This is a genomic window from Cellulosimicrobium sp. NPDC057862 (genome assembly GCF_042797035.1).
In the GTDB taxonomy this organism is placed as follows: Bacteria; Actinomycetota; Actinomycetes; order Actinomycetales; family Cellulomonadaceae; genus Cellulosimicrobium.
Map to the genome: position 1 here is coordinate 1 of NZ_JBHVMH010000013.1, position 26,605 is coordinate 26,605.

General features: G+C 75.9%; 22 protein-coding genes. 16 read left to right on the top strand and 6 right to left on the bottom strand.

Annotation, left to right across the window (positions count from 1 at the left end; translation table 11 throughout):
• Positions 1 to 165: 165 nt before the first annotated feature.
• From ACFVN3_RS15255 to ACFVN3_RS15275, 5 genes are all read right to left on the bottom strand, one after another.
• A complete protein-coding gene (locus tag ACFVN3_RS15255) occupies positions 166 to 1,137 on the bottom strand; it encodes an alpha/beta hydrolase (protein WP_378233762.1) in 972 nt (323 codons plus the stop codon).
• Positions 1,134 to 2,093: a zinc-binding dehydrogenase gene (locus tag ACFVN3_RS15260; protein ID WP_378233763.1), complete on the bottom strand. Its 960-nt coding sequence runs from the start codon at positions 2,091 to 2,093 to the stop codon at positions 1,134 to 1,136. The genes ACFVN3_RS15255 and ACFVN3_RS15260 overlap by 4 nt, the downstream gene beginning before the upstream one ends.
• 76 nt (positions 2,094 to 2,169) lie before the next feature.
• Complete coding sequence (locus ACFVN3_RS15265) at positions 2,170 to 2,880, bottom strand: maleylpyruvate isomerase N-terminal domain-containing protein (protein ID WP_378233764.1); 711 nt, start codon at positions 2,878 to 2,880, stop codon at positions 2,170 to 2,172.
• 61 nt (positions 2,881 to 2,941) lie between these two features.
• Positions 2,942 to 4,255, bottom strand: a complete 1,314-nt coding sequence (locus ACFVN3_RS15270; protein ID WP_378233765.1) for a homoserine O-acetyltransferase — start codon at positions 4,253 to 4,255, stop codon at positions 2,942 to 2,944.
• 44 nt (positions 4,256 to 4,299) lie between these two features.
• Positions 4,300 to 5,637 (bottom strand): bifunctional o-acetylhomoserine/o-acetylserine sulfhydrylase, encoded by a 1,338-nt coding sequence (locus ACFVN3_RS15275; protein WP_378233766.1) that lies wholly within the window; start codon positions 5,635 to 5,637, stop codon positions 4,300 to 4,302.
• Positions 5,638 to 6,016: 379 nt separating this feature from the next.
• On the opposite strand from ACFVN3_RS15275, the gene ACFVN3_RS15280 reads away from it, so the two are divergent.
• Positions 6,017 to 7,450, top strand: coding sequence for a C40 family peptidase (locus ACFVN3_RS15280; protein WP_378233767.1), 1,434 nt, complete (start codon positions 6,017 to 6,019; stop codon positions 7,448 to 7,450).
• 86 nt (positions 7,451 to 7,536) lie between these two features.
• Here ACFVN3_RS15280 and ACFVN3_RS15285 read toward each other — a convergent pair whose 3' ends face one another.
• Positions 7,537 to 8,040 carry an inorganic diphosphatase gene (locus ACFVN3_RS15285; RefSeq protein WP_034655165.1) on the bottom strand — a complete coding sequence of 168 codons (504 nt, stop codon included), beginning with the start codon at positions 8,038 to 8,040 and terminating at the stop codon, positions 7,537 to 7,539.
• A 159-nt stretch (positions 8,041 to 8,199) separates the two neighbouring features.
• Here ACFVN3_RS15285 and dacB point away from each other — a divergent pair, with 159 nt between their 5' ends.
• The 15 genes from dacB (at position 8,200) to ACFVN3_RS15360 (ending at position 26,382) form a co-directional block, all read left to right on the top strand.
• Entirely contained in the window at positions 8,200 to 9,699 is a 1,500-nt protein-coding gene (gene dacB / locus ACFVN3_RS15290; RefSeq protein ID WP_378233768.1) for a D-alanyl-D-alanine carboxypeptidase/D-alanyl-D-alanine-endopeptidase, read from the top strand.
• 62 nt (positions 9,700 to 9,761) lie between these two features.
• A complete protein-coding gene (locus tag ACFVN3_RS15295; RefSeq protein ID WP_378233769.1) occupies positions 9,762 to 10,943 on the top strand; it encodes a zinc-dependent metalloprotease in 1,182 nt (393 codons plus the stop codon).
• A 4-nt stretch (positions 10,944 to 10,947) separates the two neighbouring features.
• Complete coding sequence (gene tilS, locus ACFVN3_RS15300; RefSeq protein WP_378233770.1) at positions 10,948 to 12,111, top strand: tRNA lysidine(34) synthetase TilS; 1,164 nt, start codon at positions 10,948 to 10,950, stop codon at positions 12,109 to 12,111.
• Positions 12,112 to 12,116: 5 nt separating this feature from the next.
• Complete coding sequence (gene hpt / locus ACFVN3_RS15305) at positions 12,117 to 12,671, top strand: hypoxanthine phosphoribosyltransferase (RefSeq protein WP_378233771.1); 555 nt, start codon at positions 12,117 to 12,119, stop codon at positions 12,669 to 12,671.
• A gap of 199 nt (positions 12,672 to 12,870) precedes the next feature.
• Positions 12,871 to 14,973 carry an ATP-dependent zinc metalloprotease FtsH gene (gene ftsH / locus ACFVN3_RS15310; RefSeq protein ID WP_378233772.1) on the top strand — a complete coding sequence of 701 codons (2,103 nt, stop codon included), beginning with the start codon at positions 12,871 to 12,873 and terminating at the stop codon, positions 14,971 to 14,973.
• Positions 14,973 to 15,626: a GTP cyclohydrolase I FolE gene (gene folE, locus ACFVN3_RS15315; RefSeq protein ID WP_378233773.1), complete on the top strand. Its 654-nt coding sequence runs from the start codon at positions 14,973 to 14,975 to the stop codon at positions 15,624 to 15,626. The genes ftsH and folE overlap by 1 nt, the downstream gene beginning before the upstream one ends.
• 64 nt (positions 15,627 to 15,690) lie before the next feature.
• A complete protein-coding gene (folP, locus tag ACFVN3_RS15320; RefSeq protein ID WP_378233867.1) occupies positions 15,691 to 16,575 on the top strand; it encodes a dihydropteroate synthase in 885 nt (294 codons plus the stop codon).
• A 128-nt stretch (positions 16,576 to 16,703) separates the two neighbouring features.
• Entirely contained in the window at positions 16,704 to 19,322 is a 2,619-nt protein-coding gene (folK, locus tag ACFVN3_RS15325) for a 2-amino-4-hydroxy-6-hydroxymethyldihydropteridine diphosphokinase (protein ID WP_378233774.1), read from the top strand.
• Entirely contained in the window at positions 19,322 to 19,831 is a 510-nt protein-coding gene (locus ACFVN3_RS15330; protein ID WP_141391025.1) for a DUF3180 domain-containing protein, read from the top strand. Before folK ends, ACFVN3_RS15330 begins: the two co-directional genes overlap by 1 nt.
• Positions 19,832 to 19,952: 121 nt before the next feature.
• A complete protein-coding gene (locus tag ACFVN3_RS15335; protein ID WP_378233775.1) occupies positions 19,953 to 20,471 on the top strand; it encodes a PH domain-containing protein in 519 nt (172 codons plus the stop codon).
• Complete coding sequence (locus ACFVN3_RS15340; protein ID WP_378233776.1) at positions 20,468 to 22,144, top strand: PH domain-containing protein; 1,677 nt, start codon at positions 20,468 to 20,470, stop codon at positions 22,142 to 22,144. The genes ACFVN3_RS15335 and ACFVN3_RS15340 overlap by 4 nt, the downstream gene beginning before the upstream one ends.
• Positions 22,141 to 23,163: a Rossmann-like and DUF2520 domain-containing protein gene (locus ACFVN3_RS15345; protein WP_378233777.1), complete on the top strand. Its 1,023-nt coding sequence runs from the start codon at positions 22,141 to 22,143 to the stop codon at positions 23,161 to 23,163. The genes ACFVN3_RS15340 and ACFVN3_RS15345 overlap by 4 nt, the downstream gene beginning before the upstream one ends.
• On the top strand, positions 23,160 to 24,158 hold the full coding sequence (panC, locus tag ACFVN3_RS15350; protein WP_378233778.1) for a pantoate--beta-alanine ligase: 999 nt from the start codon (positions 23,160 to 23,162) through the stop codon (positions 24,156 to 24,158). The genes ACFVN3_RS15345 and panC overlap by 4 nt, the downstream gene beginning before the upstream one ends.
• A 53-nt stretch (positions 24,159 to 24,211) precedes the next feature.
• Positions 24,212 to 24,679, top strand: a complete 468-nt coding sequence (panD, locus tag ACFVN3_RS15355; protein ID WP_378233868.1) for an aspartate 1-decarboxylase — start codon at positions 24,212 to 24,214, stop codon at positions 24,677 to 24,679.
• A complete protein-coding gene (locus tag ACFVN3_RS15360) occupies positions 24,676 to 26,382 on the top strand; it encodes an L-aspartate oxidase (protein WP_378233779.1) in 1,707 nt (568 codons plus the stop codon). Before panD ends, ACFVN3_RS15360 begins: the two co-directional genes overlap by 4 nt.
• The last annotated feature ends 223 nt before the right edge of the window (positions 26,383 to 26,605 follow it).

Genomic DNA, 26,605 nt, shown 5'->3' on the forward strand with positions numbered 1-26,605 from the left:
GTACTGCCCTGGAGACGGGGTGGGAGAGTAGGACGCCGCCGGACAACCCTTCACCGAAGGCCCACCCCACACGGGGTGGGCCTTCGGCATTTCCGCATGCCCGCACCCGTACGTCGGCCTCTCGACCACGCGTCGCGATGACGTCTCTCCGACCGGGGTGCAGCGTCAGGCCCAGCCGTAGGCCGCGGACCAGCGGACGATCTCGGTGAAGAACCGCGCCCGTGGGGCAGGGGCGGAGAGCGAGAGGTCGTGCATCCCGCCGGGGATGCGGACGATCGTGACGACCTGGCCCAGGTGCGCGGCGCGCCGCGCCAGCGGCTCGACGTCGAGCACGATGTCGGCGGACCGCATGTCCTCGGACCAGCGCGTGCTGAAGAGCGACCTCTCGGCGAGGAGCACCAGCACGGGACAGTCGATCGTGAGTCCCGCCGCCACGCGCGCGTGGCCGGAGATCACCGCTCGGAGCCAGCCGGCGCGGACGGGGAACGACGGGACGGGGCGCCACGCGTCGTCGATGACCCAGGCGCCGTCTTCCCGGTCGCGCAGCGTCCGGGCGTAGTAGCCGGGGTCGACGTTCGGCAGCGGGGTCCGCGGCTGGAAGCGCGCGAGCTGGCGGATCGCGGGTCCCGAGACGGTCCGGGCGACGGACGACCCCTGGAGCTCGAGCCACGGGCTGTTCAGCACCAGGCCGCGCACGACGCCGGGGTGCCGGTGCGCCCAGAGCGCCGCGACAAGGCCGCCGGTGGAGTGACCCATGAGCATGATCGCGGCGTGCGCGCCGAGGTCCGCCCGGACGACGTCGAGCGCTGCGGCGATGTCGGCGTCGTACTCGGTGAGGTGGTCGGCGTACCCGGGCGTCTGGTGGGGGCGCAGGCTGCGCCCGTACTTGCGGAGGTCGACGGCGTAGAACGCCGCGCCGAGCGCGCGCCAGGTCTCGGCGAGCTCGGTCTGGAAGAAGTAGTCGCTCCAGCCGTGGACGTACAGCACCGCGCGTGCCGGCCGGATCGGTTCGTCGGTCGCCGGCGCGTGGCGGACCACGGTCACGACGACCTCGCCCTCGTCGTCGGGCTCCAGCTCGACCGTGCACTGCTCGTATCCGGCGCCGAGGACGTCCGGACCCCAGCCGGGGGACGTCACGGCGTGAGCACCACCTTGCCGAAGTGCTCCCCGGCGTCGAGGCGCGCGAGCCCGTCCCGTGCCTGCGCCAGCGGCAGCACCCGGTCGACGACGGGACGGACCTCGCTCCGCGCGAGGAACCGCAGCAGCGCGGCGAGGTCGTCGCGCGTCCCCATCGTCACGCCCTGGATGCGGATCTCGTGGAAGAAGATGCGGGACAGCTCGGCGGGGGAGGCGTCGCCGCTCGTGGCGCCGGCGACGACGACGGTCCCGCCCGGGCGCACCGAGCGCAGCGAGTGTCGCCAGGTCGCCTGGCCGACGGTCTCCACGACGACGTCCACCGGCGCGGGAAGTCGCGCGCCCGGCTCGAAGGTCGCGGCGGCCCCGAGCCGAGCCGCGCCGGCACGCTTGCCGGCGGAGCGGGAGGTCACCCACATCTCGAGGCCGGCGGCAGCGCCCAGGGCGACGGCCGCCGTCGCGACGCCGCCGCCCGCGCCCTGGACGAGCACGCGGTCCCCGGGCGCGGCACCACCGGCGGTGAAGAGCATGCGGTACGCCGTCAACCAGGCGGTGGGTACGCACGCCGCCTCGACGAACGTCAGCTCCGGCGGCTTGGGGACGAGGTTGTGGGTCGGGACGGCGACGCGCTCCGCGAGCGTGCCGGGGTAGCGCTCCGAGAGGAGCGACCGCCGTTCGGACGGCCCCACCCCGTGCCCGTCCGCCCCGACCACCGCGTGCACGACGACCTCGCTGCCGTCGGGCGCGACTCCCGCGGCGTCGGTCCCGAGGATCATGGGGAGCCGGTCGGCGGGCAGCCCGACCCCGCGCAGCGACCACAGGGCGTGGTGGTTGAGCGACGCGGCGCGCACGTCGACGGTCGTCCAGTGCTCGCGAGGCTCGGGTTCGGGACGGTCCCCGACGACCAGACCTGCCAGAGGGTCGTCGGGGTCGAGGTGGTCGGCGTAGGCGGCGAGCATGCCCCCAACCTACGGTCCGGCCCGTGCCGCAACCACGGGAGAGTGCGTGCCGCGCGTCACGCCGTCGGTGAAGTGGTCAGAGCAGCGGGAGCATGCGGCCGAGGTCCGGGACCGCCTCGGAGGTGTGGACGGGCTCCAGGGCGCGTGCGAGCTCGTCCACGTCGTAGGGGACGCGGCCGCACGCGAGGCGCAGCCAGAGGCGGGCGTCGCGCACCTCGAGGGCCCAGCCCCCGCGCGTGACGACGACGCGCAGCAGCTCGGCGGCGACGGCGTCGAGCGCAGCGCGGTCCACGGGGTCGGCCTGGACGCCGGGGAACGTGCGGGCGAGGTCGTCGGCGTGCACCACGAGCTCGAGGACGCGCGAGCGCACCATGTCGAGGAGCGTGATCGGTCCGCGTCGTGCTTGCACGACGCGCTCCTCGGCGAGCTCGTCGAGCCGTGCGAAGCCCGCGGCGGCGAAGGCCTCGACGTGCCCGAGGCGGTCGGTGGCGATCTGCTCGTCGAGGGCGCGCGTCGCGTGCTCGATCTCCTCCGCACGCTCCGGGTACGTGCCGAGATACTCCGCGAGCGTGAGGGGAACGGTGCCGGCGGGCACCGGCCCGCACAGCGCGAGGGTCTCCATGACGCGGCCGAGGTGGCTGACCAGCTCGCCGACGGTCCAGCCGTCGAGCACGCTCGCACGACCGGCGTCGCGGTCCAGCGCGTCCCCGAGGTCGCGCAGCCAGCGGTCGAGCCGGTCCCACTGGGAGCGCAGGAGCTGGGCCGCCTCGGTCACGTCGCTGTCCATCTCCACATCGTGCCAGGACGGCGCGCGCACGCCCGCCACCGCGCCACCCCGTGGACAGGCCTCAGTCGCGGACGCCGGCCCGCTCCCCGAGGAAGTCCGCGACGATGGGGCCGAGCTGGTCGAACTCGATGAGGAACCCGTCGTGCCCGAAGTCGCTCGTGAGCGTCCGCAGCGGCTCCGCGCCGGGGATCCCGGCCGCGATGCGCGCGCAGTCCGCGGGCAGGAACAGCCGGTCCGTGTCGACCGCGACGACGAGCGCGTGCGCCGTGACCTGCGCGAGCGCCGCCTCGACCCCGCCGCGGTCGCGGCCCAGGTCGTGCGTGAGCATCGACTCCGTGAGCACGACGTACGAGTTGGCGTCGAAGCGCCGTGCGAGCTTGTCGCCGTGGTGGTCGAGGTAGGACTGCACGGCGTAGCGCCCGTCGGTGAACGGGTCCTCGCCGCCCTGCGGGAGGCGGCCGAAGCGCTCGTCGAGCTCGCGCGCGGACCGGTAGGTCGCGTGCGCGATCTGCCGCGCGATGCCGAGCCCGACGTGCGGGCCGTCGCCGTCCGCAGCGTCGTAGTAGTCGCCGCCCCGGTAGCCGGGGTCGGCGCGCACGGCGCCGAGCTGGGGGTGCGCCCACGCGATCTGGTCGCCGGTCGTCTGCGCGGTGGTCGCGATCGCGGCGAGCGAGACGAGGTCGATCCCCGCCTCGGGGCCGAGGAGCGCCCACTCGAGGACACGGTGCCCGCCCATCGACGCGCCGACGACGAACGCCCAGGACGAGATGCCGAGCGACCGCGCGAGCTCGATCTCGACCGCGACCTGGTCGCGGGTCGTGACGCGCGGGAAGCGGCTGCCCCACGGGCGGCCGTCGGACGCGGTGGACGCCGGGCCGGTGGTGCCCTGGCACCCACCGAGCACGTTGGGCGCGACGACGAACCAGCGGTCGGTGTCGATCGGCGCGCCCGGCCCGACGAGCGACTCCCACCAGCCCGCGGTGACGTGGCCCTCGCCCGCGGGGCCGCTGACGTGCGAGTCACCGGTGAGGGCGTGCAGGACGAGGACGGCGTTCGACCCGTCCGGCGCGAGGGTGCCCCACGTCTCGTACGCGACGCGGACGTCGGGCAGGCGGGCGCCGGACTCGAGGTCGAACGTGCCGACGTCGGCGAACTGCCGGTGCCCCACCGGGTCGCCCGCGCGCCAGGCGCCGGTCGCCGGGACCGGAGCCTTCACCCGCGCGCGCGACGGCGCGACGCCGCGCCCCGAGGCGTCCGCGCGGTGGTCGCGTCGGGCGTCGGGGGCGGGCGGGAGGAGGTCGTCGTTCACAGGGCTCACCGTCGGCCACTGTACGGCCGGGGCGCGCAGGGCGCCCCGGCTGTCCAGATCCGTCATCGCTGTCCTCGTCGTGGTTCTGCCGCGCGTGCGGACGTCGTCGCTCAGGCGTCCAGCGACGACTTGGCGGCGGTGAACCCGAGCTCGAGGTCGGCGAGGATGTCGTCGACGTGCTCGATGCCGACCGCGAGGCGGACCAGGCCCGGCGTCACGCCGGACTTCGCCTGCTCCTCGGGGCTGAGCTGGGCGTGGGTGGTCGAGGCCGGGTGGATGACGAGCGACCGCACGTCCCCGATGTTCGCGACGTTCGAGTGGAGCTGCAGGGCGGAGACGAACGCCTGCCCCGCCTCGCTGCCCCCGTCGAGCTCGAACGCGAGCACCGCCCCGGCGCCGCGCGGCAGGTACTTCTGCGCGGTGGCGTACCACGGGCTCGACGCCAGCCCGGCGTAGTGCACGGTGCGGACGTCGTCGCGCGCCTCGAGCCACTGGGCGACCTTCTGCGCGTTCGCGACGTGGCGCTCGACGCGCAGGGACAGCGTCTCGATGCCCTGCGCGATGAGGAAGGCGTTGAAGGGCGAGATCGCCGAGCCCAGGTCGCGCAGGAGCTGCACGCGCGCCTTGAGCACGTACGCGAGGTTCGCGCCGAGGATGCCGTCCACGCCGAGGTCGCGCGCGTAGACGAGGCCGTTGTACGACGGGTCGGGCGTGTTGTAGTTCGGGAACCGCTCCGGGTAGGCCGCGTAGTCGAACGAGCCGCCGTCGACGATCACGCCGCCGATGGCGGAGCCGTGCCCGCCGAGGTACTTCGTCGCCGAGTGCACGACGACGTCCGCCCCGTGCTCGAGCGGGCGCAGCAGGTAGGGGGTCGCGACCGTGTTGTCGACGATCAGCGGCACGCCCACCTCGTGCGCGACCGCCGCGACGGCCTCGATGTCGAGGACGTCGGCCTGCGGGTTGGGGATCGTCTCGCCGAAGAACAGCTTCGTGTTCGGGCGCACGGCGTCGCGCCAGGCCTGCGGGTCGTGCGGGTCGGTGACGAACGTCGTCTCGACGCCGAGCTTGGCGAGCGAGTACTGCAGAAGGTTGTAGGTGCCGCCGTACAGGCTCGGGGAGGCGACGACGTGGTCGCCCGCCTCGGCGACGTTGAGGATCGCGAACGTCGTCGCGGCCTGCCCGGACGCGAGGAGGAGCGCGCCGACGCCGCCCTCGAGCGACGCGATGCGGTTCTCCACGACCTCCTGGGTCGGGTTGCCGATGCGCGTGTAGATGGGGCCGAGGTCCTTGAGCGCGAAGCGGTCGGCGGCCACGGACGCGTCGGGGAAGACGAACGACGTCGTCTGGTAGATCGGCAGCGCGCGGGCCCCGGTCGTCGGGTCGGCGGTCTGGCCGGCGTGGACCTGGCGCGTCTCGAAGGACCAGGCGGGGGCGTTCTCGGTGCTCATGGTGCTCTCCTGCGGGGTGGTGGGGTTGGGACGACGGCGCACGGCGCGCCGGGCGGACGGGTGCCGTGGGGGACGAGGAGGCGGGAGGCCGGCCGTCGACCGCGGCGAGGGGCGCACACGGGACGGGATCGCCACGGCGAGGGCGTCGTCGACGACGGCTCGCGGGCAGGCGAACGTGTGCGGGGGTCAGCGACACATTCGACGGGACATGCTGGTGAGGCTAGGCCCGATCCGCGCCGCCCGACAGGGGTGTCTCGCGATGCGAGACCACATCCTGAGAAGGTCGGCACTGCTCCGATGGCGCATCGCGGACCTTCTGGGCAGACTCGTGCGGATGCTGTCAACGGGACACGCCGAGCGACCGGTCGAAGGAGGGGCGATGGACGACGCGACGTCGGCGCACGCCGCCCGGCCGGAGCTCCTCGGGGGAGCGCGGCGTCGCCCGGCCACCGGGCCCCGCCGGCTCGCCACCGCGACCGCGGCGGGCCTGCTCGCGCTCGTGCTCGGCGTCGGGCTCGCGCCCTCCGCGTCGTCCGACCCGCCGTCGGACGACGACGTCCGCGCGGCGCGCGAGGCCGCGGACGGTGCGGCCCGGGACGTCGAGTCCGTCGAGAGCGAGCTGGCGTCGCTGCGGGACCGCCAGTCCACCGCGGAGGCGGCCGTCGAGACCGCGGCGGAGGAGTACGCGGCCGCGCAGGACGCGCTCGCGACGGCCGACGCGGAGGTCCGCGACGCCCAGGAGGCGCTCGCGACCGCCCGGACAGGAGAGTCGGAGTCGCGCGCCGCGGTCGGTGCGCTGTTCCGCGCGTCCCGACAGGGGTCGACCGATCTCGACGCGTTGCGTGCCGTCCTCGACGCGGACGGGGTGGGCCAGGTCGTCGAGCGGGAGAACGCCGAGCGCGTCGCCGGCCGGACCGCGGGTCGCGCGGTCGACGCGCACGCGACGGCGCGCGCCGTCGCCGACACCGCCCGTGCCCGGGCCGCCGCGGCGCTGGCGCACCAGGGAGAGGTCGAGGACCGGGCGCGGGACGCGCTCGCCGCCGCCCAGGTCGCGTCCGACGCGCTCGACGACGCGGTGCAGGAGTCCGCGACCCGGCGTGACGCCCTCCTCGCCGACCTCGCCCGTGCGCGGGCCACGAGCGTCGACGTCGAGCGCCAGCGCCAGGACGCCCGCGACGCGCAGGCCGCGAGCGAGCGCGAGGCCGCCGCCCGGGCGCGCGTCGAGGCCCCGGCGGCGGGGACGCCGTCGGGCGCGCCCGCGGCGCCTCCGGCGAGCAGCCCCGCACCCGCGAACCCGGCGCCCGACCCTGCGCCGGCACCCGCGCCGGCCCCGGATCCCGCCCCCGCGCCGGTCCCGGACCCCGCCCCCGCGCCGAACCCGGCACCCGCACCGACGCCCGACCCTCCGCCGGTCGTCACACCGCCCCCGGGCACGGGCGTCGGCAGCGCGGCGCAGGGCCGGGCCGCCGTCGCGTGGGCACGTACCAAGATCGGCGCGCCGTACGTGTTCGGCGGGACCGGGCCGGGCTACGACTGCTCGGGCCTCACGTCGCGCGCCTGGGCCGCGGCGGGCGTGGACATCACGCGGACGTCGCGCTCGCAGTACCAGCGCGTGCAGAAGATCTCCTACGACCAGCTCCGCCCGGGCGACCTGATCTTCTACGCCAACGACACCTCGAACCCGTCGACCATCCGCCACGTCGCCATGTACACCGGGAACGGCAGGATGATCGAGGCTCGTCAGCCCGGGAGCCCCGTGCACGAGGTCGCGATGCGCTGGGCCGACGCGATGCCCTACGCGGGCCGCCCCTAGGCCGACCTCGCGACATCGCCAGACGACGGCGGCCGCTCACCCCGGGAGGTGAGCGGCCGCCGTCGTGCGATGGCGCGAGCCGGGTGTCAGTGGCCCGGCGTGTGGTACCCGGAGTCGATGGCGCGCTGGAGCGAGCGCTCGATCTCGGCCTCGGCGTCCGCGCGGCCGACCCAGTGGGCGCCCTCGACGGACTTGCCGGGCTCGAGGTCCTTGTAGACCTCGAAGAAGTGCTGGATCTCCAGGCGGTGGAAGTCGGAGACGTCGTCGATGTCCTGGCGCCACGCGGCACGCTGGTCGCCCGTCGGGACGCAGAGGACCTTGTCGTCGCCGCCCGCCTCGTCGCGCATGCGGAACATGCCGAGCGCGCGGCAGCGGATCAGGCAGCCGGGGAACGTGGGCTCCTCGAGCAGGACGAGCGCGTCCAGCGGGTCGCCGTCCTCGCCGAGCGTCCCCTCGATGAACCCGTAGTCGTCGGGGTACCGCGTCGAGGTGAAGAGCATGCGGTCGAGGCGGATGCGACCGGTCGCGTGGTCCACCTCGTACTTGTTGCGCTGCCCCTTGGGGATCTCGATCGTGACGTCGAACTCCACTGCTTCCTCCAGTCGTACCGGCACCGCGACGCTCGGGCGGTGGCTGGGTCTGTGGACGACGGACCACGCCGTCGTGCGGGAACTAGTGTGACACGTGCCGTCCGCGCGAGAGGGTTCCCACCGGGCTCCCGGGCGGGCGGGCTGAGTGATAATGCGCACGTGCCCGCACCCGACGTCCCGGTCCAGGCACCGGTGCCCGCCGGTGCCCCGGAGGCGCGCGCGCACAGGACGGAGCGAGGGAGACGCATGGGCTGGGGAGCACGCACGGGCGTCGCCGTGGGTGTCGTGCTCGCCCTCGCCGGCGGCTACGTCGTGGCGGACGCGTACGACGTCGTCCCCGGCGTGCTCACGACCGCGGAGCCCTACCCGGAGCCGAACCCGTTCCCCGACGCGCCCGGTGCCGTCGCCGCGCCCCCGCTCGAGGTCGGGCTCCCGCCCCTCGACGGCGCGGCGCCCGTCCCCGCGGCCGCGACCGTGCAGGAGCTCGTGGACGATCTCGCGGGGGACACCCGGCTCGGCCCGCGCGTCGGCGTCCTGGTGACCGACGCCGCGACGGGCGACGTGCTCGGGGCGAGCGGCGACGCGGTGGGCCACGTCCCGGCGTCGACCCTCAAGACCCTCACCGCGGCGGCCGCGCTCACGTCGCCCGGCGCGCACGCGACCCTCCCGACCCGCGCCGTCCTCGAGGGGCAGGAGACCGTGTACCTCGTGGGCGGCGGCGACATGATGCTCGCCGCCGGTGCGGGCGACCCGACGGCGGTCAACGGCCGGGCGGGACTCGGCGACCTCGCGGCCCAGGTCGCGGGCGAGCTCCGGCTGACGGGCCGCACCACGGTCGCGCTGCGTCTCGACGACACGCTCTTCACGGGTGCCGCCGTCGCTCCGACGGTCGACCCGGCGAGCGTCCGCAACGGCTACGTCGCGCCCGTCGCCGCGCTCGCGGTCGACATCGCGCGGCTCGAGGACGAGGAGTACGCGCCGCGCGCCGAGGACCCGGCGATGTCCGCCGCCGACGCGTTCGTCGCCGCGCTCGCCGAGCAGGGGGTCACCGTGGCGGGGGGCGTGGTGCGCGCACCGGCGCCCGACGACGGCCGCACCGTCGGCGAGGTGGAGTCCGCGCCGCTGAGCGAGGTCGTCGCATACCTGCTCCAGCACTCCGACAACACGATCACGGAGGTGGTGGGCCGCGTCGTCGCGATCGACGCGGGGCTGCCCGGCTCCGCGGCGGGTGCGACGCAGGCCGTGCGGTCGGCGGTCGAGGGGCTCGGGGTCGACCTCACGGGCGCGACGCTCGCCGACCTCTCGGGCCTCGGCGACGGGTCGGTCGTCACGCCCGCCCAGCTCGACGAGGTGGTCGGCCTGCTCGCGGACCCGGCGCACCCTCAGCTGCGGCCCGGCGCGGTGGGGCTGCCGGTCGCCGGACTGTCCGGGACCCTCGGCGAGCGCTACCTCGAGAACGCGGGCCGCGGCGTCGTGCGGGCCAAGACGGGCAGCCTGCCGAACGTCACGTCGCTCGCGGGGACGGTCGTCACGGCCGACGACCGCCTCCTCGTGTTCTCCCTCATGGCCGACGCCGTCCCCGACGGGGGCACGTACGGCGCGCGCCTCATCTTCGACGACTTCGTCGCCTCGCTCGCGGAGTGCGGCTGCACGGCCTGACCCGCTCCGGCATGTCCGGGGCGCGTGCCCCGGCCGACAGACGGCCGGGATACGGTGAGACGGTGACACTCGTCGAGCAGGAGGGCCGTTCGGGCAGCGACCCGTCACGTGGTGACACGTCGATCGTCGACTGGTCGGCCGCCGCCCAGATCGCGGGTCGGCTCGCGCGCCCCGGCCCCCAGGCGTCGCGCGACGAGCTCGCCGACCTCGTCGAGGGGCTGCGCGCCGCGGCGCAGGATGCCGTACCGCACGTCCTGGACGTGACGCGCATGGCCCCCGCCGCGTCCGGGCCGACGACCGCACTCGGCACCGTGTACGTCGTGGACCGCGCGCGCTGGGCGCGCGCCAACACCGAGATCATGGCGTCGCTCACCGACGGCGTGACGGGCGCGCTCGTCGGCGAGCGCGGACGCGTCCCGCAGGCGACGGCGCTCGTCGGGGCCGCCCAGGTGGGGTCGGTGCTCGCGGTCCTCTCCAGCCGGGTCCTCGGCCAGTTCGACCCCTACAGCGGGCTGGGCGGCACCGCGGCCGCGACCGGCGTCGTGCCCGACGGCGGCCCGTCGCCCGCGGACACCGGCTCGCCCGGGCGGCTCGTGCTCGTGGCGCCGAACGTCCTCCAGGTCGAGCGCGCGCTCGACCTCAAGCCCGCCGACTTCCGCCTCTGGGTCTGCCTGCACGAGCAGACCCACGCGCTCCAGTTCGCCGCCGCGCCGTGGCTCGCGGACCACCTGCGCGCGCGGGCGAGCGCGCTCCTCACCGAGCTCTCCGCGTCCTCGCGCCGGCTCGCCGAGGCGCGCCTGCGCGAGAAGCTCGCCACCGTGGGCCGCGCCGTCCTCCACGCCGTGCGCGGCGAGGACGGGACGTTCGTCGACGGACTCCTCACACCCGAGGAGCAGGACCGCCTCGCCGACGTCACCGCCGTCATGGCCCTGCTGGAGGGGCACGCCGACGTCGCGATGGACGCCGTGGGGCCGCGCACCGTGCGCACGGTGCGCAGCATCCGCCGCAAGTTCGAGGCGCGTCGCGACGGCGAGGGGCGCTCCGGGTTCGACGTCGTGCTCCGTCGGGTGCTCGGCATGGACGCCAAGATCGCGCAGTACCGCGACGGCGCGGCGTTCGTGCGCGCGGTCGAGAAGGAGGTCGGCCGCGACGGGTTCAACGCCGTGTGGGCGTCACCCGAGAACCTGCCGACGGCCCGCGAGATCGCCGACGCGCGCGCCTGGGTGCGCCGCGTCCACGGCTGAGCCGGTGGGCGGGCCGGCACCCGTCGTCGCCGCCGCGCGCCGCGCCGTGCGCGGCGCGCTCGGGGACCTGGACCCCGGGTCCCTCGTGCTCGTCGCGTGCTCGGGCGGGGCGGACTCGACGGCGCTCGCTGCGGCCACGGCGTTCGTCGCGCCCCGGCTCGGGCTGCGCGCGGGCGCCGTCGTCGTGGACCACGGGCTCCAGGAGGGCAGCGCCGGCGTCGCGGCGGACGCCGCGGAGCGCTGCCGCGGGCTCGGGCTCGACCCGGTGGAGGTGCGGCGCGTCGTCGTGCCGGCGTCGGGCGGCGACGGCCCGGAGGCCTCGGCGCGCACGGCCCGGTACGTCGCGCTGGACGCGGTGGCGGTCGAGCACGGTGCGGCCGCGGTGCTCCTGGGCCACACGCTCGACGACCAGGCGGAGACGGTGCTGCTCGGGCTCGCCCGCGGGGCCGGCGCCCGCTCGCTCGCCGGGATGTCGCCCCGACGCGGCGTCCTCCGGCGCCCGTTCCTCGCGCTGCGGCGCGCGGACACCGAGGCGGTGTGCCGGACCCTCGGGCTGGTGTGGTGGGACGACCCCACGAACGGACCGGCGCCGTCGGGTGACACCCCGGGGCCGCCCGGCACCGCGGCGCTGCCCCTGCGCTCGCAGGTGCGCGCGCGCGTCGTGCCCGCGCTCGTCGACGTGCTCGGGCCCGGGGCCGTGCCGGCGCTCGCTCGCACGGCCGACCTCCTGCGCGACGACGCCGACCTGCTCGACGCGCTCGCCGCGGACCTCCTCGCGTCGGCCCTCGTGCCGGCGCTCGTGGCGTCCTCGGACGACCGCGGGCGTGGCCCGGTCGGTGGGCCCGCTGCGTCGGGTGCCGAGAGCGTGGTGCTCGACGCCGAGGTGCTCGCGTCCGCGCACCCGGCCCTGCGCCGTCGTGCCCTGAGGTCCGCGGCGCTGCGCGCGGGCTGCCCCGCGGGCGACCTGTTCGCCGTGCACGTCGACGCGCTCGACGCGCTCGTCACGGCGTGGCGGGGCCAGGGCCCCGCGCACCTGCCGGGCGACCTGAGGGCCGCGCGCGCGTGTGGCAGGCTTTCCCTGGGCCCGGAGACGACGCCCCGGCGCGGCATCCCCCCACGAGCCCTCACCACCCTCAGCACCCCCACCACCCCCACACCTCAGGAGTGACCCCCGTGGAAGCATCGGACGTCGCAGGCGACCTCGAGAACATCCTGCTCACCGAGGAGCAGCTCGGTGCGCGGCTCGACGAGATCGCGGCACAGATCGACCGCGACTACGCGGGCAAGGACCTCCTGCTCGTCGGCGTCCTCAAGGGCGCCGTCATGGTCATGGCGGACCTCGCGCGCCGCCTGCACAGCCACGTCGAGATGGACTGGATGGCCGTCTCGTCGTACGGGTCGGGCACCAAGTCCTCGGGCGTCGTGCGGATCCTCAAGGACCTCGACGCCGACCTCACGGGCCGCGACGTGCTCATCGTCGAGGACATCATCGACTCGGGCCTCACGCTCTCCTGGCTCCTGTCGAACCTGCGCTCGCGCGGGCCGGCGTCGGTCGAGATCGCGGCGATGCTGCGCAAGCCCGACGCCGCGAAGACCGACGTCGACGTCCGGTACGTCGGGTTCGACATCCCGAACGAGTTCGTCGTCGGCTACGGCCTCGACTACGCGGAGAAGTACCGCAACCTGCCGTTCGTCGGGACGCTCGCGCCGCACGTGTACTCGAGCTGAACGGGAGGCGGGGCGCCCGCGCCGCGGTGGCGCGACGCCGTCCCGCGTCCGGGCGCCGTGGCGCCCGCGCCCAGGGGACGTGGGCCACGCCCTGGGCGAACAGAGGCGTGATCCCCAGCAGGCGTCAAGGTCCAGAGTGTAGTTTCGAGCCCGAACACTTGCGCGAGCGGAGGGATCCGGGGCGCACGCCCCGTCGCCGATGAACATCAAGAAGATTCTCAGTGGGCCGATCGTCTGGATCGTCCTGGGCCTCGTGATCCTGTGGATCGCGTTCGCGACGTTGTCGCGCCCGACGGTCCAGCGCATCGACACGTCCCAGGGCCTCGAGCTGCTCTCGGGCGACACGGTCGAGCAGGCCCTCATCGTGGACGGCGACCAGCGCGTGCGTCTCACGCTGTCCGACGACTACGTGGTCGACGAGGGTACGGACACCGAGGAGAACAAGGGCAAGAACGTCGAGTTCTACTACGTCCAGCCCCAGGGGGAGGCCGTGGTCGACGCGGTCGTCCAGGCGGAGCCGAAGGACGGGTACAACTCCGAGGTCGCGCAGCCGTCGTTCTGGTCCTCGCTGCTCGGCCTGCTCATCCCCTTCCTCATCATCGGCGTGCTGTTCTGGTTCCTGCTCTCGCGGATGCAGGGCGGCGGCTCGCGCGTCATGGGGTTCGGCAAGTCGCGCGCCAAGCTCGTCTCCAAGGACACCCCGCAGGTCACGTTCGCGGACGTCGCCGGTGCGGACGAGGCGGTCGAGGAGCTCCACGAGATCAAGGAGTTCCTCGCGGAGCCGGACAAGTTCCAGGCCGTCGGGGCCAAGATCCCCAAGGGCGTGCTGCTCTACGGCCCGCCCGGGACGGGCAAGACGCTGCTCGCGCGCGCCGTGGCCGGCGAGGCAGGCGTGCCGTTCTACTCCATCTCCGGCTCGGACTTCGTCGAGATGTTCGTCGGCGTCGGCGCGAGCCGCGTCCGCGACCTGTTCACCCAGGCCAAGGAGAACTCGCCCGCGATCATCTTCGTCGACGAGATCGACGCCGTCGGCCGTCACCGCGGCGCCGGCATGGGCGGCGGTCACGACGAGCGCGAGCAGACCCTGAACCAGCTCCTCGTCGAGATGGACGGCTTCGACGTCAAGACGAACGTCATCCTCATCGCGGCGACGAACCGCCCCGACATCCTCGACCCGGCGCTCCTGCGCCCGGGCCGCTTCGACCGCCAGGTCGCCGTCGAGGCGCCCGACCTCAAGGGCCGCGAGGCGATCCTGCGCGTGCACGCCCAGGGCAAGCCGATCGTCCCCGAGATCGACCTCGCCGCCGTGGCGCGCCGCACGCCGGGCTTCACCGGCGCCGACCTCGCGAACGTGCTCAACGAGGCCGCGCTCCTCACCGCCCGCAGCGGCGCCCAGCTCATCGACGACCGCGCGCTCGACGAGGCGATCGACCGCGTCGTGGCCGGGCCGCAGAAGCGCACGCGCGTCATGAACGTCAAGGAGCAGAAGATCACGGCGTACCACGAGGGCGGCCACGCCCTCGTCGCCGCGGCGATGCGCTACACGGACCCCGTCACCAAGGTGACGATCCTGCCGCGCGGCCGCGCGCTCGGGTACACGATGGTCATGCCGACCGAGGACAAGTACTCCACGACGCGCAACGAGCTGCTGGACCAGCTCGCGTACGCCATGGGCGGGCGCGTCGCCGAGGAGCTCGTCTTCCACGACCCGACCACGGGAGCCTCGAACGACATCGAGAAGGCCACGGCGATCGCCAAGAAGATGGTCACCGAGTACGGCATGAGCGAGCGCGTCGGCGCGATCAAGCTGGGCACCGGCTCGGGCGAGCCCTTCATGGGCCGCGACATGGGCCACACGCGCGACTACTCCGAGTCCGTCGCGGGCACCGTCGACCACGAGGTGCGCAAGCTCGTCGAGGCCGCGCACGACGAGGCGTGGGAGGTGCTCACGCAGTACCGCGACGTGCTCGACGCGCTCGTGCTCGAGCTCCTGGAGAAGGAGACGCTCAACCAGGCGGAGCTCGCGCGGGTCTTCGAGCCGGTCGTCAAGCGCGACGCGCGCGACGTGTGGCTCTCGAGCGAGCAGCGCGCCGTGTCGCAGCGCGGGCCCGTCCTCACGGACGCCGAGAAGGCGGCGCAGAACGGCGCCCCGGTGATCCCGCAGGACGAGGCCGCCGCCGCGAACGACGAGCTGCCGCCGGAGCGCATCGGCGAGGTCCCCGCCGACAGCCCGCTCGACCGGGCTCTCGGCCGCGACGGCACGTCGGACGTCACGGACGTGCGCGAGCCGGGGCAGGGCTGATGGGCGAGGCTCCGGGCGCGGGCACGGTACCGACCGCCATCACGCGGGCCCGTGCGGCGGAGGACCTGCGCGCCCCGGCGGACGTGCCGCCGTACGACCAGGAGCGCGCGGAGGCCGCCGTCCGCGAGCTGCTGCTCGCGGTGGGGGAGGACCCGGACCGCGAGGGTCTGCGGGACACCCCCGCCCGCGTGGCGCGCGCGTACCGCGAGATCTTCGCGGGCCTGCGCCAGGAGGCCGCGGACGTCCTCACGACGACGTTCGACCTCGGCCACGAGGAGATGGTGCTCGTCAAGGACATCGAGGTGTACTCGACGTGCGAGCACCACCTCGTGCCGTTCCACGGCGTCGCGCACATCGGCTACATCCCCAACGTCGACGGGCGCATCACGGGCCTGTCGAAGCTCGCGCGCCTCGTCGAGGTCTTCGCGCGCCGCCCGCAGGTGCAGGAGCGGCTCACGTCGCAGATCGCGGACGCGCTCGTGGAGCACCTCCAGCCGCGCGGCGCGATCGTCGTCGTCGAGTGCGAGCACCTGTGCATGTCGATGCGCGGTGTGCGCAAGCCGGGGTCGCGCACGGTGACGTCGGCGGTGCGGGGTCAGATGCGCGACGGCGCGACGCGGGCCGAGGCGATGAGCCTCATCCTGGGGCGCTAGTCCCGTGGACCGCTTCGTGGTCGCCGGGCTCGAGGAGCTGGCCGACGTCGGCCGGACGCTCGTCATGGGCGTCGTCAACGTCACGCCGGACTCGTTCTCCGACGGCGGCGAGTGGTACGAGCCGGACGCCGCGATCGCGCACGGGCGCGAGCTGCTGGGCGAGGGGGCCGACATCCTCGACGTGGGCGGCGAGTCGACCCGGCCCGGTGCCGGGCGCGTCCCCGTCGAGGCGGAGCTCGCCCGCGTGCTGCCCGTGATCTCCGCGCTCGCCGCGGAGGGTGCGGTCGTGAGCGTCGACACCACGCGCGCCGTCGTCGCCGAGCGCGCGGTCGCGGCGGGGGCGCGGATCGTCAACGACGTCTCGGGCGGGCTCGCCGACCCGGCGATGGCCGAGGTCGTCGCGCGCACGGGCGTCGCGTACGTCTGCATGCACTGGCGCGGCCACGCCGACGTCATGGACGACCTCGAGGACTACGACGACGTCGTCACGGACGTGCGCGACGAGCTCGCGGCGCGCGTCGAGACGCTGCTCGCCGCCGGGGTCCGGCGCGACCAGGTCGTCCTCGACCCCGGCCTCGGGTTCTCCAAGGCCGGGTCGTCCAACTGGCCCCTGCTCGCGCGGCTCGGCGAGCTCGAGGAGCTCGGCCTGCCGGTGCTCGTCGGGGCGTCCCGCAAGCGGTTCCTGGGGCACCTCCTCGCGCGGTCCGACGGGCAGCCCGTGCCGCCCCTGCTGCGCGACGACGCGACCGCCGCGATCACGACGCTCGCCGCCGCCGCGGGCGCGTGGTGCGTGCGGGTCCACACCGTCCGGGCGTCGGCCGACGCCGTGCGCGTCGCGGCGGCATGGTCCCGCGCGGGCGCGGCCGGGTCGGGCCGACGGGACGGGAGCGCGGGCTCGACCGACCGACCGAGGACCGGGAGCGACTCGACGGCGCGGCCCACCACCTAGCAGGATGGGCGACGGGCCCCGCGGCGCGGCCGGCCCGGCGCAGCACGACACACGCAACGAGACACGGTGACGAGAGGTCCGTCCGCCCGACCGGCGGGCGGCGACGGAGCACCGGACGGGAGCACGACGTGACCACAGCGTTCGCAGGAGCGGTCCTCGACGCGGACGGACGGCCGTTCGACCGGATCCGGCTCACGGGCCTGAGCGCCACGGGGCACCACGGCGTCTTCGAGCACGAGAAGGTCGAGGGCCAGCTCTTCCGTGCCGACGTCGTGCTCCACCTGGACACGCGCGCCGCCGCGAGCGGGGACGACCTCGCCCAGACCGTCAGCTATGCGGGCGTCGCCGAGGACGTGGTGGCCGTCCTCGCGGGCTCGCCCGCCGACCTCGTCGAGACGGTGGCCGAGCGCATCGCGGCGACGATCCTCACGCACGACGAGGTCGTCGCGGTCGACGTCGCCGTGCACAAGCCGCAGGCGCCGATCACCGTCCCGTTCGAGGACGTCGAGGTCGTCATCCGCCGCGACCGCGTCGTCGTCCCGGTCGTCGCGCCGCTCTCGCGCCGGTCCGAGCAGCACGGCGTGCGGGACGCGCAGCTCGTCGCCCCGATCCCCGTGGGCTCGGTCGCGCCCGCCCTCATCCACGGCGTCGGGGACGCCCCGGTCGCCGAGGAGCGGGTCGAGCTCGCCCCGGCGCCCGACGTCATGCCGCCGAGCATCCCTCCGGGCACGACCCCGGTCCCCGTCGAGCCCCCGTCGCCTGACTCGGAGCACGAGGTCGCGGGTGGATCCGCGGACCTCGACGACGAGCGCGACGCCACACGCGAGGCCCCGGCGGTGCCCGGACCGGTCGCACCGGCGCACGAGGAGACGACGGGCCCCGTTCCCGCCCCCGAGGCACCGGCCCCCGCGCCCGAGCCGGTCCCGGCGCCGTACGACGCGCTGCTCGAGGCCGCGGCGCTCCCGGCGCCGTCCGAGCCCTCCGCGGAGGGTCTGCCGGGCGCGGTCCCCGTGCCGGTGTCGACGGCGCCCGAGCAGCCGGGCCCGGTCCCCGCTGCCGCACCCCTCGCGGAGCACGCGCCGGAGCCGGTCCAGGACCAGGCGGCCGCTGCCGATCCGCTGGCCACGCCCTTCGAGCCGGCGTACGAGCCGACGTACGAGGGTCACGGCGACGCGGTGCCCGAGGCGCCCGTCACCCCCGTTCCGGTCGCGGCGGCGCTCGACGCCGGTGCCCCTGTCGCGACGTCGGAGGAGCAGGCCGCGCCGGTCGCCGCGGAGGAGGAGGTCCCCGCTCCGCCCGTCGAGCACGACCGCATGGACGACGTGCCCGCGGGCTTCGTCGAGGTGGTGCTCGCCCTCGGGGCGAACCTCGGCGACGCCCAGCAGACGCTGCGCGACGCGATCACCGACCTCGACCGGATCTCCGGGCTCGAGATCACCGAGGTCTCGCCGCTCGCGCGGACGGCGGCGGTGGGCGGCCCCGACCAGCCCGACTTCCTCAACACGGTCCTGCTCGCCCGCACGCGTCTCTCGGCCCGCGACCTGCTGCGCGCGTGCCAGGCCGTCGAGCAGGCGCACGGCCGGGTGCGTGACGAGCGGTGGGGGCCGCGCACCCTCGACGTGGACCTCATCGTGTACGGCACGCTCACGGCCGTCGCCGACGACCTGGAGCTGCCGCACCCACGCGCCCACGAGCGGGCGTTCGTGCTCGAGCCGTGGTCGCAGATCGACCCGGACGCGGTGCTGCCCGGCCTCGGTGGGGGTCCGGTCGCGGCGCTCGCGGCGACCGCACCGGACCGGGGGGGAATCCGGTGGCTCGCGCTGGACTGGCTGACCGACGCCGCGCCCGAGCCCACGGGTGCGGTCCCGGTCGCGACCGGGGGCTCCGACGCGGCACCCGCTCCCGCGCCGGCGGACCCTGTGGTCGTCGACGACCCGTACCGGCAGCCGTCGGCCGACGCGGTCCCCGGGCCGCACGAGGCGCCGTCGACGTCGGGTGCGGTCGGCGTGCCGGCGGTCCCGGAGGACGTCCCCGCGCCGGCCGCGCCCCAGCATCCGCCCGTCCCGTCGCAGGCGCCGCACCAGGCGCTGCCCCAGCGACCCCCGGCGCCGCAGCAGCCGCTGCCCGCTCAGCCCGTGCCGCCGCAGGAGCCCTCCGCCCCGGGCGCGGTGCTCCCCGTCGCCCCGCCGCAGGCCGCGGTCCCGCCGCAGGCGGCCCCGGCGGAGGCCCGCGTGGTCCGCCCCGTCTTCGCCCCGGTGTCCGAGGGCGTGGCGTCCTCGGTCGAGGGTGCCCCGACGGTCGTCCCGGACGGGTCGTTCGGTACGCACGAGGCCGGGTCGCCGGCCGTCGCGCCGTTCCCCGGGCCGTCGCACCGCCCGCCGGCGCTGCCCGACCCCGAGCCGCCGGTGCAGGACGCCGTGCTGCCCCCGGAGCAGGGCGCCCCCGCCTTCCCTGCCTTCGCACCCGTCCGCCCGGCAGAGCCCCCGGTCGCCGCGCACCCGGCGGGGGCGCCCCCTGTGGCGGTCCCGCACGCGCAGACCCTTGCGGACCCGGCCACCCCGGCCGACGACGGCATCATCCGGTCGGTGCCTTTCGCCCCGGTCCAGCCTCCGGTCCAGCAGTCGGCTCAGCAGTCGGCCGAGGCGTCGGCACCTGGGCCGCTCGCCGACGCGTCCCTGCACCCGGCGACCGACCCGTGGCCGCCGTTCGGTCCGGTCTCGGGCGCCGCGCGCGACGCCCAGCGCTGATGCGGCGCACCTCGGTCCGCACCCTCCTGCTCGTGGCCGTCGCCACGGCGGTCGTGGGCTGGTTCGTCGTGCGGCTCCTCCAGGGCCGCGGCACGCACCTGCCGGCGGTGCCGTGGATCGTCGACGTCGCGGTCGTCGCGCTCGCTGCGGCGGTGTTCTGGGCGGGATGGACCGTCCGCGCCTACCAGCGGGGCAAGCGGCCCTCGCTCGACGCGATCCGCGCAGCCCGCACGTTCGTGCTCGCCAAGGCCGCCGCTCTCACGGGTGCCCTGCTCGCGGGCTGGTACGGCGCGCAGGTGCTCGTGGCCCTGCCCGACCTCTCGATCGAGGCGCAGCGCGACCGCGCGGTGGCGGCGGGCGTCGCGGTCGCGTGCGCGGTGCTGCTGGCCGTCGTCGGGCTCGTCGCCGAGCGGTTCTGCCAGCTCCCGCCCGACGACCGCGGCGAGGGCCGCGAGGGTTCGACGACGCGCGAGGACCCGGAGACGCCGGGCGCGAGCACGCCCGCCTGACGCTCCGCGGTGCGCGGCGTCACGCGCCCCGCGATCCGGTGGCGCGCAGGCGGCGCCCTGGCCGGCGTGACGCGCGACACGCGACCCCGGGCGCACCGGGACGGGATGGGAGAATCGACGCATGACCGACCCTGCACGGGACCTGGACGCCCGCGGCACCGGCCCCTTCGACCCGCCCGGCATCGAGTGGACGCGCGTGTCGCCCCGGCTGATCACCGCACGCCTGCTGTCGGTGGGCATCACGCTCGCGGTACCGGCGGTCGCGGTGATCGTGCTGGCGATCCTCTTCCCGCACTGGTGGCAGTGGCTCGTGCTCGGGGTGCTCGTGCTCCTCGGGCTGTGGGCGCTCGTGCTCGTCCCGCGCCAGGTGCGCGCGATCGGGTACGCCGAGCGCGACGACGACCTGCTGATCCGGCACGGCATCATGTTCCGCCAGCTCGTCGTCGTGCCCTACGGCCGCATGCAGTATGTCGACGTGCAGGCCGGACCGCTCGCACGCAAGCTCGGCATCGCGCAGGTGCAGCTCCACACGGCGTCGGCGTCCACGGACGCGACGATCGACGGCCTCGAGCCCGCCGAGGCGGAGCGCCTGCGCGACCGGCTCGCGTCGCGCGGCGAGGCGAGGCTGGCGGGCCTGTGAGCGAAGCACCGGCCACCGACGACCTCGTGTGGCACCGGGTGCACCCGGTCACCCCGCTCGTGCGCGGCTGGACGGTCATCGCGGTGCTGCTCGTCGTCGTCGGGCAGCAGACGCTCAACGGGCTGCCCGAGGGGGAGAACCTCCTCGAGGGGAACCGCTGGTGGATGATCCTCCTCGGCATCCTCGCGGTGGGGCTCGTGGGGCTGGGGTACTCGGCGCTCGCGTGGCGCATGACGAGCTACGCGGTCGACGACGAGTCGGTGCACCTGCGCACGGGCGTGCTGTTCCGGCAGCAGCGCAAGGCCCGGCTGGACCGGCTCCAGGCGGTCGACGTCGTGCAGCCGCTCCTCGCGCGCTTCTTCGGCCTCGCGGAGCTCAAGCTCGAGGTCGCCGGGGGCGCGGACTCGGGCGTGAAGCTCGGCTTCCTCAAGGAGGTCGAGGCCAACCGGCTGCGCAACGACCTCCTCGCGCGCGCCGCCGGCCTGCGGGTCGCGCGCGAGCGCCCGGTCGGCGTCCCGACGGCGGTCGCGGACGGGGGCACGACGGGCGTCGGTGCCACGTCCCCGGCGGACCCGAGCACCCCGTCGACGGTGCGGCCGATCGGCGGGGCGCCCGCGGGCGACGAGGTGCTGGTCGCCCCGGAGGCGCCCGAGCAGCCGGTCACCGCGGTCGGTCCGGGCCGGCTCGTCGCCTCGCTCGTGCGGTCGGGCGCGACGGTCGGCCTCGTCCTCGGTGTCCTGGGGATCGCCGGGGTCGTGATCGGCACGCGGGAGATCGGGGTGCTGTTCAGCGCGCTCCCCGCGGTCCTCGGCTTCGGCGGCTTCCTCTTCTCGCGGTTCTCGGGCGAGTTCGGCTTCCGCTCGGCGATCTCACCGGACGGCATCCGCCTGCGGCACGGCCTCCTGGAGACCCGGTCGCAGACGATCCCGCCCGGTCGCGTCCAGGCCGTGCGGCTGCGGCAGGGCCCGTTCTGGCGCGGGCCGGACTGGTGGCGGGTCGACGTCAACGTGGCGGGCTACGGGGTGAGCTCCGACGGGTCGGACACGACGAGCGTGCTCCTGCCCGTCGGGACGCGCGACGAGGCGCTCGCCGCGCTGTGGCTCGTGCTGCCGGACCTCGGCACGCGCGACCCGCGCGCCCTCCTCGACGAGGGCCTGTCCGGCCTCGACGCGGGCGAGCACTTCACGGTGACCCCGCGACGCGCGCGCCTGCTCGACCTCGTGTCGTGGCGGCGCAACGGCTTCACGGTGACCGACCGCGCGCTCCTGCTGCGCGGCGGGCGGGTGTTCCGCAGCCTCGTCGTCGTGCCGCACGAGCGCACGCAGTCGCTCGGGCTCGAGCAGGGCCCGCTCCAGCGTCGGTTCGACGTCGCGACGTTCGCGGTGCACTCCACGCCCGGCCCGGTCTCGCCGAAGGTCTGGCACCTCGACGCGGGCGACGCCGCGCGCCTCCTCGACACCCAGGCCGAGCGCGCCCGCGAGGCGCGTGCCCACGCCGGCCCGGAGCTGTGGATGCGGCGCGACGACGTGCCCCTGGTTCCCGCCACCGAGCCCGCGCCCGAGCCCACCCCGGTGTCCGCCGTCGAGCCCGACCCGGTGCCCGCGACAGATCCTGGCCGCGTGCCCGGCACGGAACCCGTCGACCGCCGGGCCGAGGACGGAGAACGGCCGTGAGCGCGGCGGGCGCGCGGCCCGGGCGCCTCGGTGTGGGCGTCGTGGGGGCGGGCCGCGTCGGGGCGGTCCTCGGGAGCGCGCTGCGCGCCACCGGGCACGCGGTCGTCGGCGCGAGCGGCGTGTCCGACGCGTCGCGCGAGCGCATCGAGACCCTCCTCCCCGGCGTGCCGGTGCTCGAGGTCCCGCAGGTCGTGGAGCGCGCGGAGCTCGTTCTCCTCGCGGTGCCCGACGACGCGCTGGGCGACCTGGTCCGCGGCCTCGCCGACGTGGGGGCCTGGCAGCCGGGGCAGATCGTCGTGCACACGTCCGGCCGCTACGGAACCGCCGTGCTCGACCCGGCCCGCGCCGCGGGGGCGATCCCGCTCGCCCTGCACCCCGCCATGACGTTCACCGGCACGTCGCTCGACCTCGCGCGGCTCGAGGGCACGACGTTCGCCGTCACGGCCCCGGGACCGGTCCTGCCGATCGGGCAGGCGCTCGTCGTGGAGCTCGGCGGGGAGCCCGTCGTCGTGGCCGAGGAGTCCCGCGGGCTGTACCACGCGGCCCTCGCGCACGGCGCGAACCACCTCGTCGTGCTCGTCGCCCAGGCTGCGCAGGCGCTCGAGGCCGCGGGCGTCGACCAGCCGGGCCGGGCGCTCGCCCCGCTGCTCTCCGCCGCGCTCGACGGCGCGACCCGCGGCGCGGACGCGGGCGCCGAGTCGGGCACGGGGGCGGGGGCGGGCGCGCTCCTCGGCCTCACCGGTCCCGTGGTGCGCGGCGACGTCGGCACGGTGCGCGAGCACCTGGACGCCCTGGACGCGCTCGCGGCGACGAGCGACGCGGCCGACGTGCCGCCGTCGTACCGTGCGCTGGGCCGCGCGGCGACCCGCCGGGCGCTCGCGGGCGGGCGCCTCGACGAGCGAACAGCCCGCACCCTCCTCGACGCGCTCGCGGAGGCGCCCGACGCAGGGCCCGGCGCCGTGCCGCACGACGACCCGCACGACCCGCACGACCCGCACGACGACGAAGGAACGGCATGACCACCACCCCCGCCCCGGGCGTCCCCCCGACGTCCCGGCCGGAGACCCCGCGCGTCGTGACGACGCGCGCCGCCCTCCGCGGCGCGCTCGACGGCTGGGCCGCCGCCCACCCCGGCGCGCGCCGCGCCGTCGTCATGACGATGGGTGCGCTGCACGCCGGGCACCTCGAGCTCGTGCGCCGCGCGCGGGCCGAGGTCGGCCCGGCCGGGCAGGTCGTCGTCACCGACTTCGTCAACCCGCTCCAGTTCGGGCCGGGCGAGGACTTCGAGCGCTACCCGCGCGACGTCGCGGCCGACGTCGCGCTGCTCGCCGCGGCGGGCGACGACGTCGCCGTGGACGTCGTCTTCGCACCCGCCGTCGAGGAGCTGTACCCCGACCTCGGTACCGGTGGCCCGATCGTCCGCGTCACCTCGGGCCGGATCGCCACCGTCCTGGAGGGCGCGTCGCGGCCCGGGCACTTCGACGGCGTGCTCACCGTCGTGCTCAAGCTGCTCCACCTCGTGCGGCCCGACGCCGCGGTCTTCGGGGCCAAGGACGCGCAGCAGCTGCTCGCGGTCCGGCGCCTGGTCGCCGACCTCGACCTCGACGTGGAGATCGTCGCGGTCCCCACGGTGCGCGAGGCGGACGGGCTCGCGCGCTCGTCGCGCAACGCCTACCTGTCGCCCGCGGAGCGCGACGAGGCGCTCGCGCTGAGCCGCGCGCTGCGTGCCGGTCAGGACGCCGCGGACGCGGGCGCCGACGCACCGGGAGTCCTCGCCGCCGCGCGGGGAATCCTGGACGCCGCCGACGGTGTTGACCTGGATTACGTGGCGCTCGTCGATCCCGCTACCGTGGAGGACCTGGCGCCCGGCGCCGTCGGCCCCGGGCTCCTCCTGGTCGCGGCACGCGTGGGCACCACCCGTCTCATCGACAACGCGGCCGTCGAGATCGCGCCGCCCGCGACCCGGGCCGCCGACCCCGCCGGCCGTGCCCCCGCACCTGGAGGTACCGCGTGACCGCGCAGACCCCGTCGAGCCCGCCGCGTCGTCCGGCGTCCCTGCAGCGCCCCATGATGATCGGCAAGATCCACCGCGCGACGGTGACGCAGGCCGACCTGCACTACGTCGGCTCGATCACCGTGGACGCCGACCTGCTCGACGCCGCGGACCTCTACCCGGGCCAGCAGGTCGACGTCGTGGACGTCACCAACGGCGCGCGCCTGACGACGTACGTCATCCCGGGGGAGCGCGGCGCCGGCCAGGTGTGCATCAACGGCGCCGCCGCGCACCTCGTGAACCCGGGTGACGTCGTCATCCTCATCGCCTACGGCATGCTCGACGACGCCGACGCGCGCACCTACCTGCCGAACGTCGTCTTCGTGGACGAGCAGAACCGGATCGTCGAGCTCTCGGACGAGCCCGGGCTCGTGCCCGCGGGCCACGGGCTCGAGGCGAGCGGCCTGCCGTTCGCCCCGTTCCGCGGCGGGGACGGCGGGGTCGACTCGGCCGGCGTCGCGTCCGTGGTGCGCCCCGCGTGAGCGGACGCGGCGGGTCCGGGTCCCCCGTGCTCGCCCGGACCCTCGCGGCCCCGGCACCGGGCTGGACGACGACGGCGGACGTCGTCGTCGTCGGGTCCGGCATCGCGGGCCTCACCGCGGCGCTCGAGCTGCGCACGCGCGTGCCGCGCGTCCTGCTCGTCACGAAGGGCGAGCTGTCGTCGGGCTCCACGGTGTGGGCGCAGGGCGGCATCGCCGCGGCGCTCGACCCCGAGGACTCGCCCGAGGCGCACCTCGCCGACACGCTCGTCGCGGGCGTCGGGGTGTGCGACCCGGCCGCGGTCGAGGTGCTGGTCACCGAGGGCCCGGCGCGCGTGCGCGAGCTCGTCGCCCGTGGCGCGAACTTCGACCGCGCCGAGAACGGCGACATCGCGCTGACGCGCGAGGGCGGTCACCACGCGGACCGCATCGCGCACGCGGGCGGTGACGCGACCGGGGCGGAGATCTCCCGCGCGCTCGTGGCGCAGCTCGACGCGGTGCGCAACGACCCGGGCATCGAGGTCATCGAGAACGCGCTCGTGCTCGACGTCCTCACGGGTGCTGCGTCCTCCACCAGCACCCCCGACGGCCCTGTCACACGTGCCTGCGGGGTGACGCTCCACGTGCGCGGCGAGGGCACGCGCGACGGCGTCGGTGCCGTGCTCGCGCGCGCGGTCGTGCTCGCGACCGGGGGAGTGGGGCAGGTGTTCCGCTCCTCGACCAACCCCCCGCAGGCGACGGGCGACGGCATCGCGGCGGCCCTGCGCGCGGGCGCGACGCTCGGCGACCTCGAGTTCGTCCAGTTCCACCCGACGGTCCTGTGGCTCGGGCTCGGCGCGCGGGGCCAGCTCCCGCTCATCTCCGAGGCGGTGCGCGGCGAGGGCGCGATCCTCCTCGACACCGACGGCCACCGGTTCATGCCCGCGCAGCACCCGATGGCGGAGCTCGCGCCGCGCGACGTCGTCGCGCACGCGATCGTGCGGCAGATGGCCGCGACGGGCTCCGACCACGTGCTGCTCGACGCGCGCCACCTCGGCGCCGACTTCCTGCGCTCGCGCTTCCCGACGATCACCGAGCGGCTCGCGGAGAACGGCCTCGACTGGACCGAGGAGCCGGTCCCCGTGGCGCCGGCCCAGCACTACCACTCGGGCGGCGTCGTGACGGACCTGCACGGGCGGTCGACCGTCGACGGGCTCTACGCGATCGGCGAGGTCGCGTGCACGGGCGTCCACGGCGCCAACCGGCTCGCGTCCAACTCGCTGCTCGAGGGCCTCGTGTTCGCGCACCGCGCGGCGCGCCAGATCACCGACCGGGTCGCCGCGGGCGAGCTCGAGCAGGTCGAGCCCGTCCGACGTCCCGGGCCGTCGGCGCTCGTCGCGGCCGCGGCGCGCTCGCGGATCCAGTCGATCGCCTCGGCCGGTCCGGGCGTGATCCGCGACGGCGACGGGCTCGCCGCCGCCGCGGTCCGCCTCGCCGCGGTCCGCACGGACGCGCACGAGGCGAGCGACGTCGTCGCGCAGCCGCAGGCCGCGGAGTGGGAGACGACGAACGTGCACCAGGTCGCGACCGCGCTCACCGCGGCCGCGGCGCTGCGCACGGAGAGCCGCGGCGGCCACTTCCGCACCGACTTCCCGGACACCGACCCGGCGTGGGAGCGCCGCGTGCTGGTATCGCTCGACGCCGACGGGACGCTGCGCGTCCGCTGACGGACCGGCTGACGCCGAGACCGGGGTTGCTGTCCGAGAACGGCGCGAACCCGTCGACGACCCCGGGTTCGGCGCGGCTCGACGGGACGCGACCACCACCTGCGCCGGACGCAGATCCTCTCGGTTCGCGGACGAGCGGATACGGTGGGGAACCGTGAGCAGCCCCGCCGAGCCCGTGCCCGCCCGTCCGTCCGACGGCGGAGCGCCGCCCGTCCCGTCACGC

Bases quoted from the DNA above. Each gene is read 5' to 3' on its own strand.
- ACFVN3_RS15260 (WP_378233763.1), bottom strand. From the start codon at position 2,093: ATGCTCGCCGCCTACGCCGACCACCTCGACCCCGACGACCCTCTGGCA.
- ACFVN3_RS15265 (WP_378233764.1), bottom strand. From the start codon at position 2,880: ATGGACAGCGACGTGACCGAGGCGGCCCAGCTCCTGCGCTCCCAGTGG.
- ftsH (WP_378233772.1), top strand. From the start codon at position 12,871: ATGAACATCAAGAAGATTCTCAGTGGGCCGATCGTCTGGATCGTCCTG.
- ACFVN3_RS15330 (WP_141391025.1), top strand. From the start codon at position 19,322: ATGCGGCGCACCTCGGTCCGCACCCTCCTGCTCGTGGCCGTCGCCACG.
- folP (WP_378233867.1), top strand. From the start codon at position 15,691: ATGGGCGTCGTCAACGTCACGCCGGACTCGTTCTCCGACGGCGGCGAG.
- panC (WP_378233778.1), top strand. From the start codon at position 23,160: ATGACCACCACCCCCGCCCCGGGCGTCCCCCCGACGTCCCGGCCGGAG.
- folE (WP_378233773.1), top strand. From the start codon at position 14,973: ATGGGCGAGGCTCCGGGCGCGGGCACGGTACCGACCGCCATCACGCGG.
- ACFVN3_RS15270 (WP_378233765.1), bottom strand. From the start codon at position 4,255: ATGACGGATCTGGACAGCCGGGGCGCCCTGCGCGCCCCGGCCGTACAG.
- ACFVN3_RS15280 (WP_378233767.1), top strand. From the start codon at position 6,017: ATGGACGACGCGACGTCGGCGCACGCCGCCCGGCCGGAGCTCCTCGGG.
- ACFVN3_RS15275 (WP_378233766.1), bottom strand. From the start codon at position 5,637: ATGAGCACCGAGAACGCCCCCGCCTGGTCCTTCGAGACGCGCCAGGTC.
- ACFVN3_RS15335 (WP_378233775.1), top strand. From the start codon at position 19,953: ATGACCGACCCTGCACGGGACCTGGACGCCCGCGGCACCGGCCCCTTC.
- panD (WP_378233868.1), top strand. From the start codon at position 24,212: ATGATGATCGGCAAGATCCACCGCGCGACGGTGACGCAGGCCGACCTG.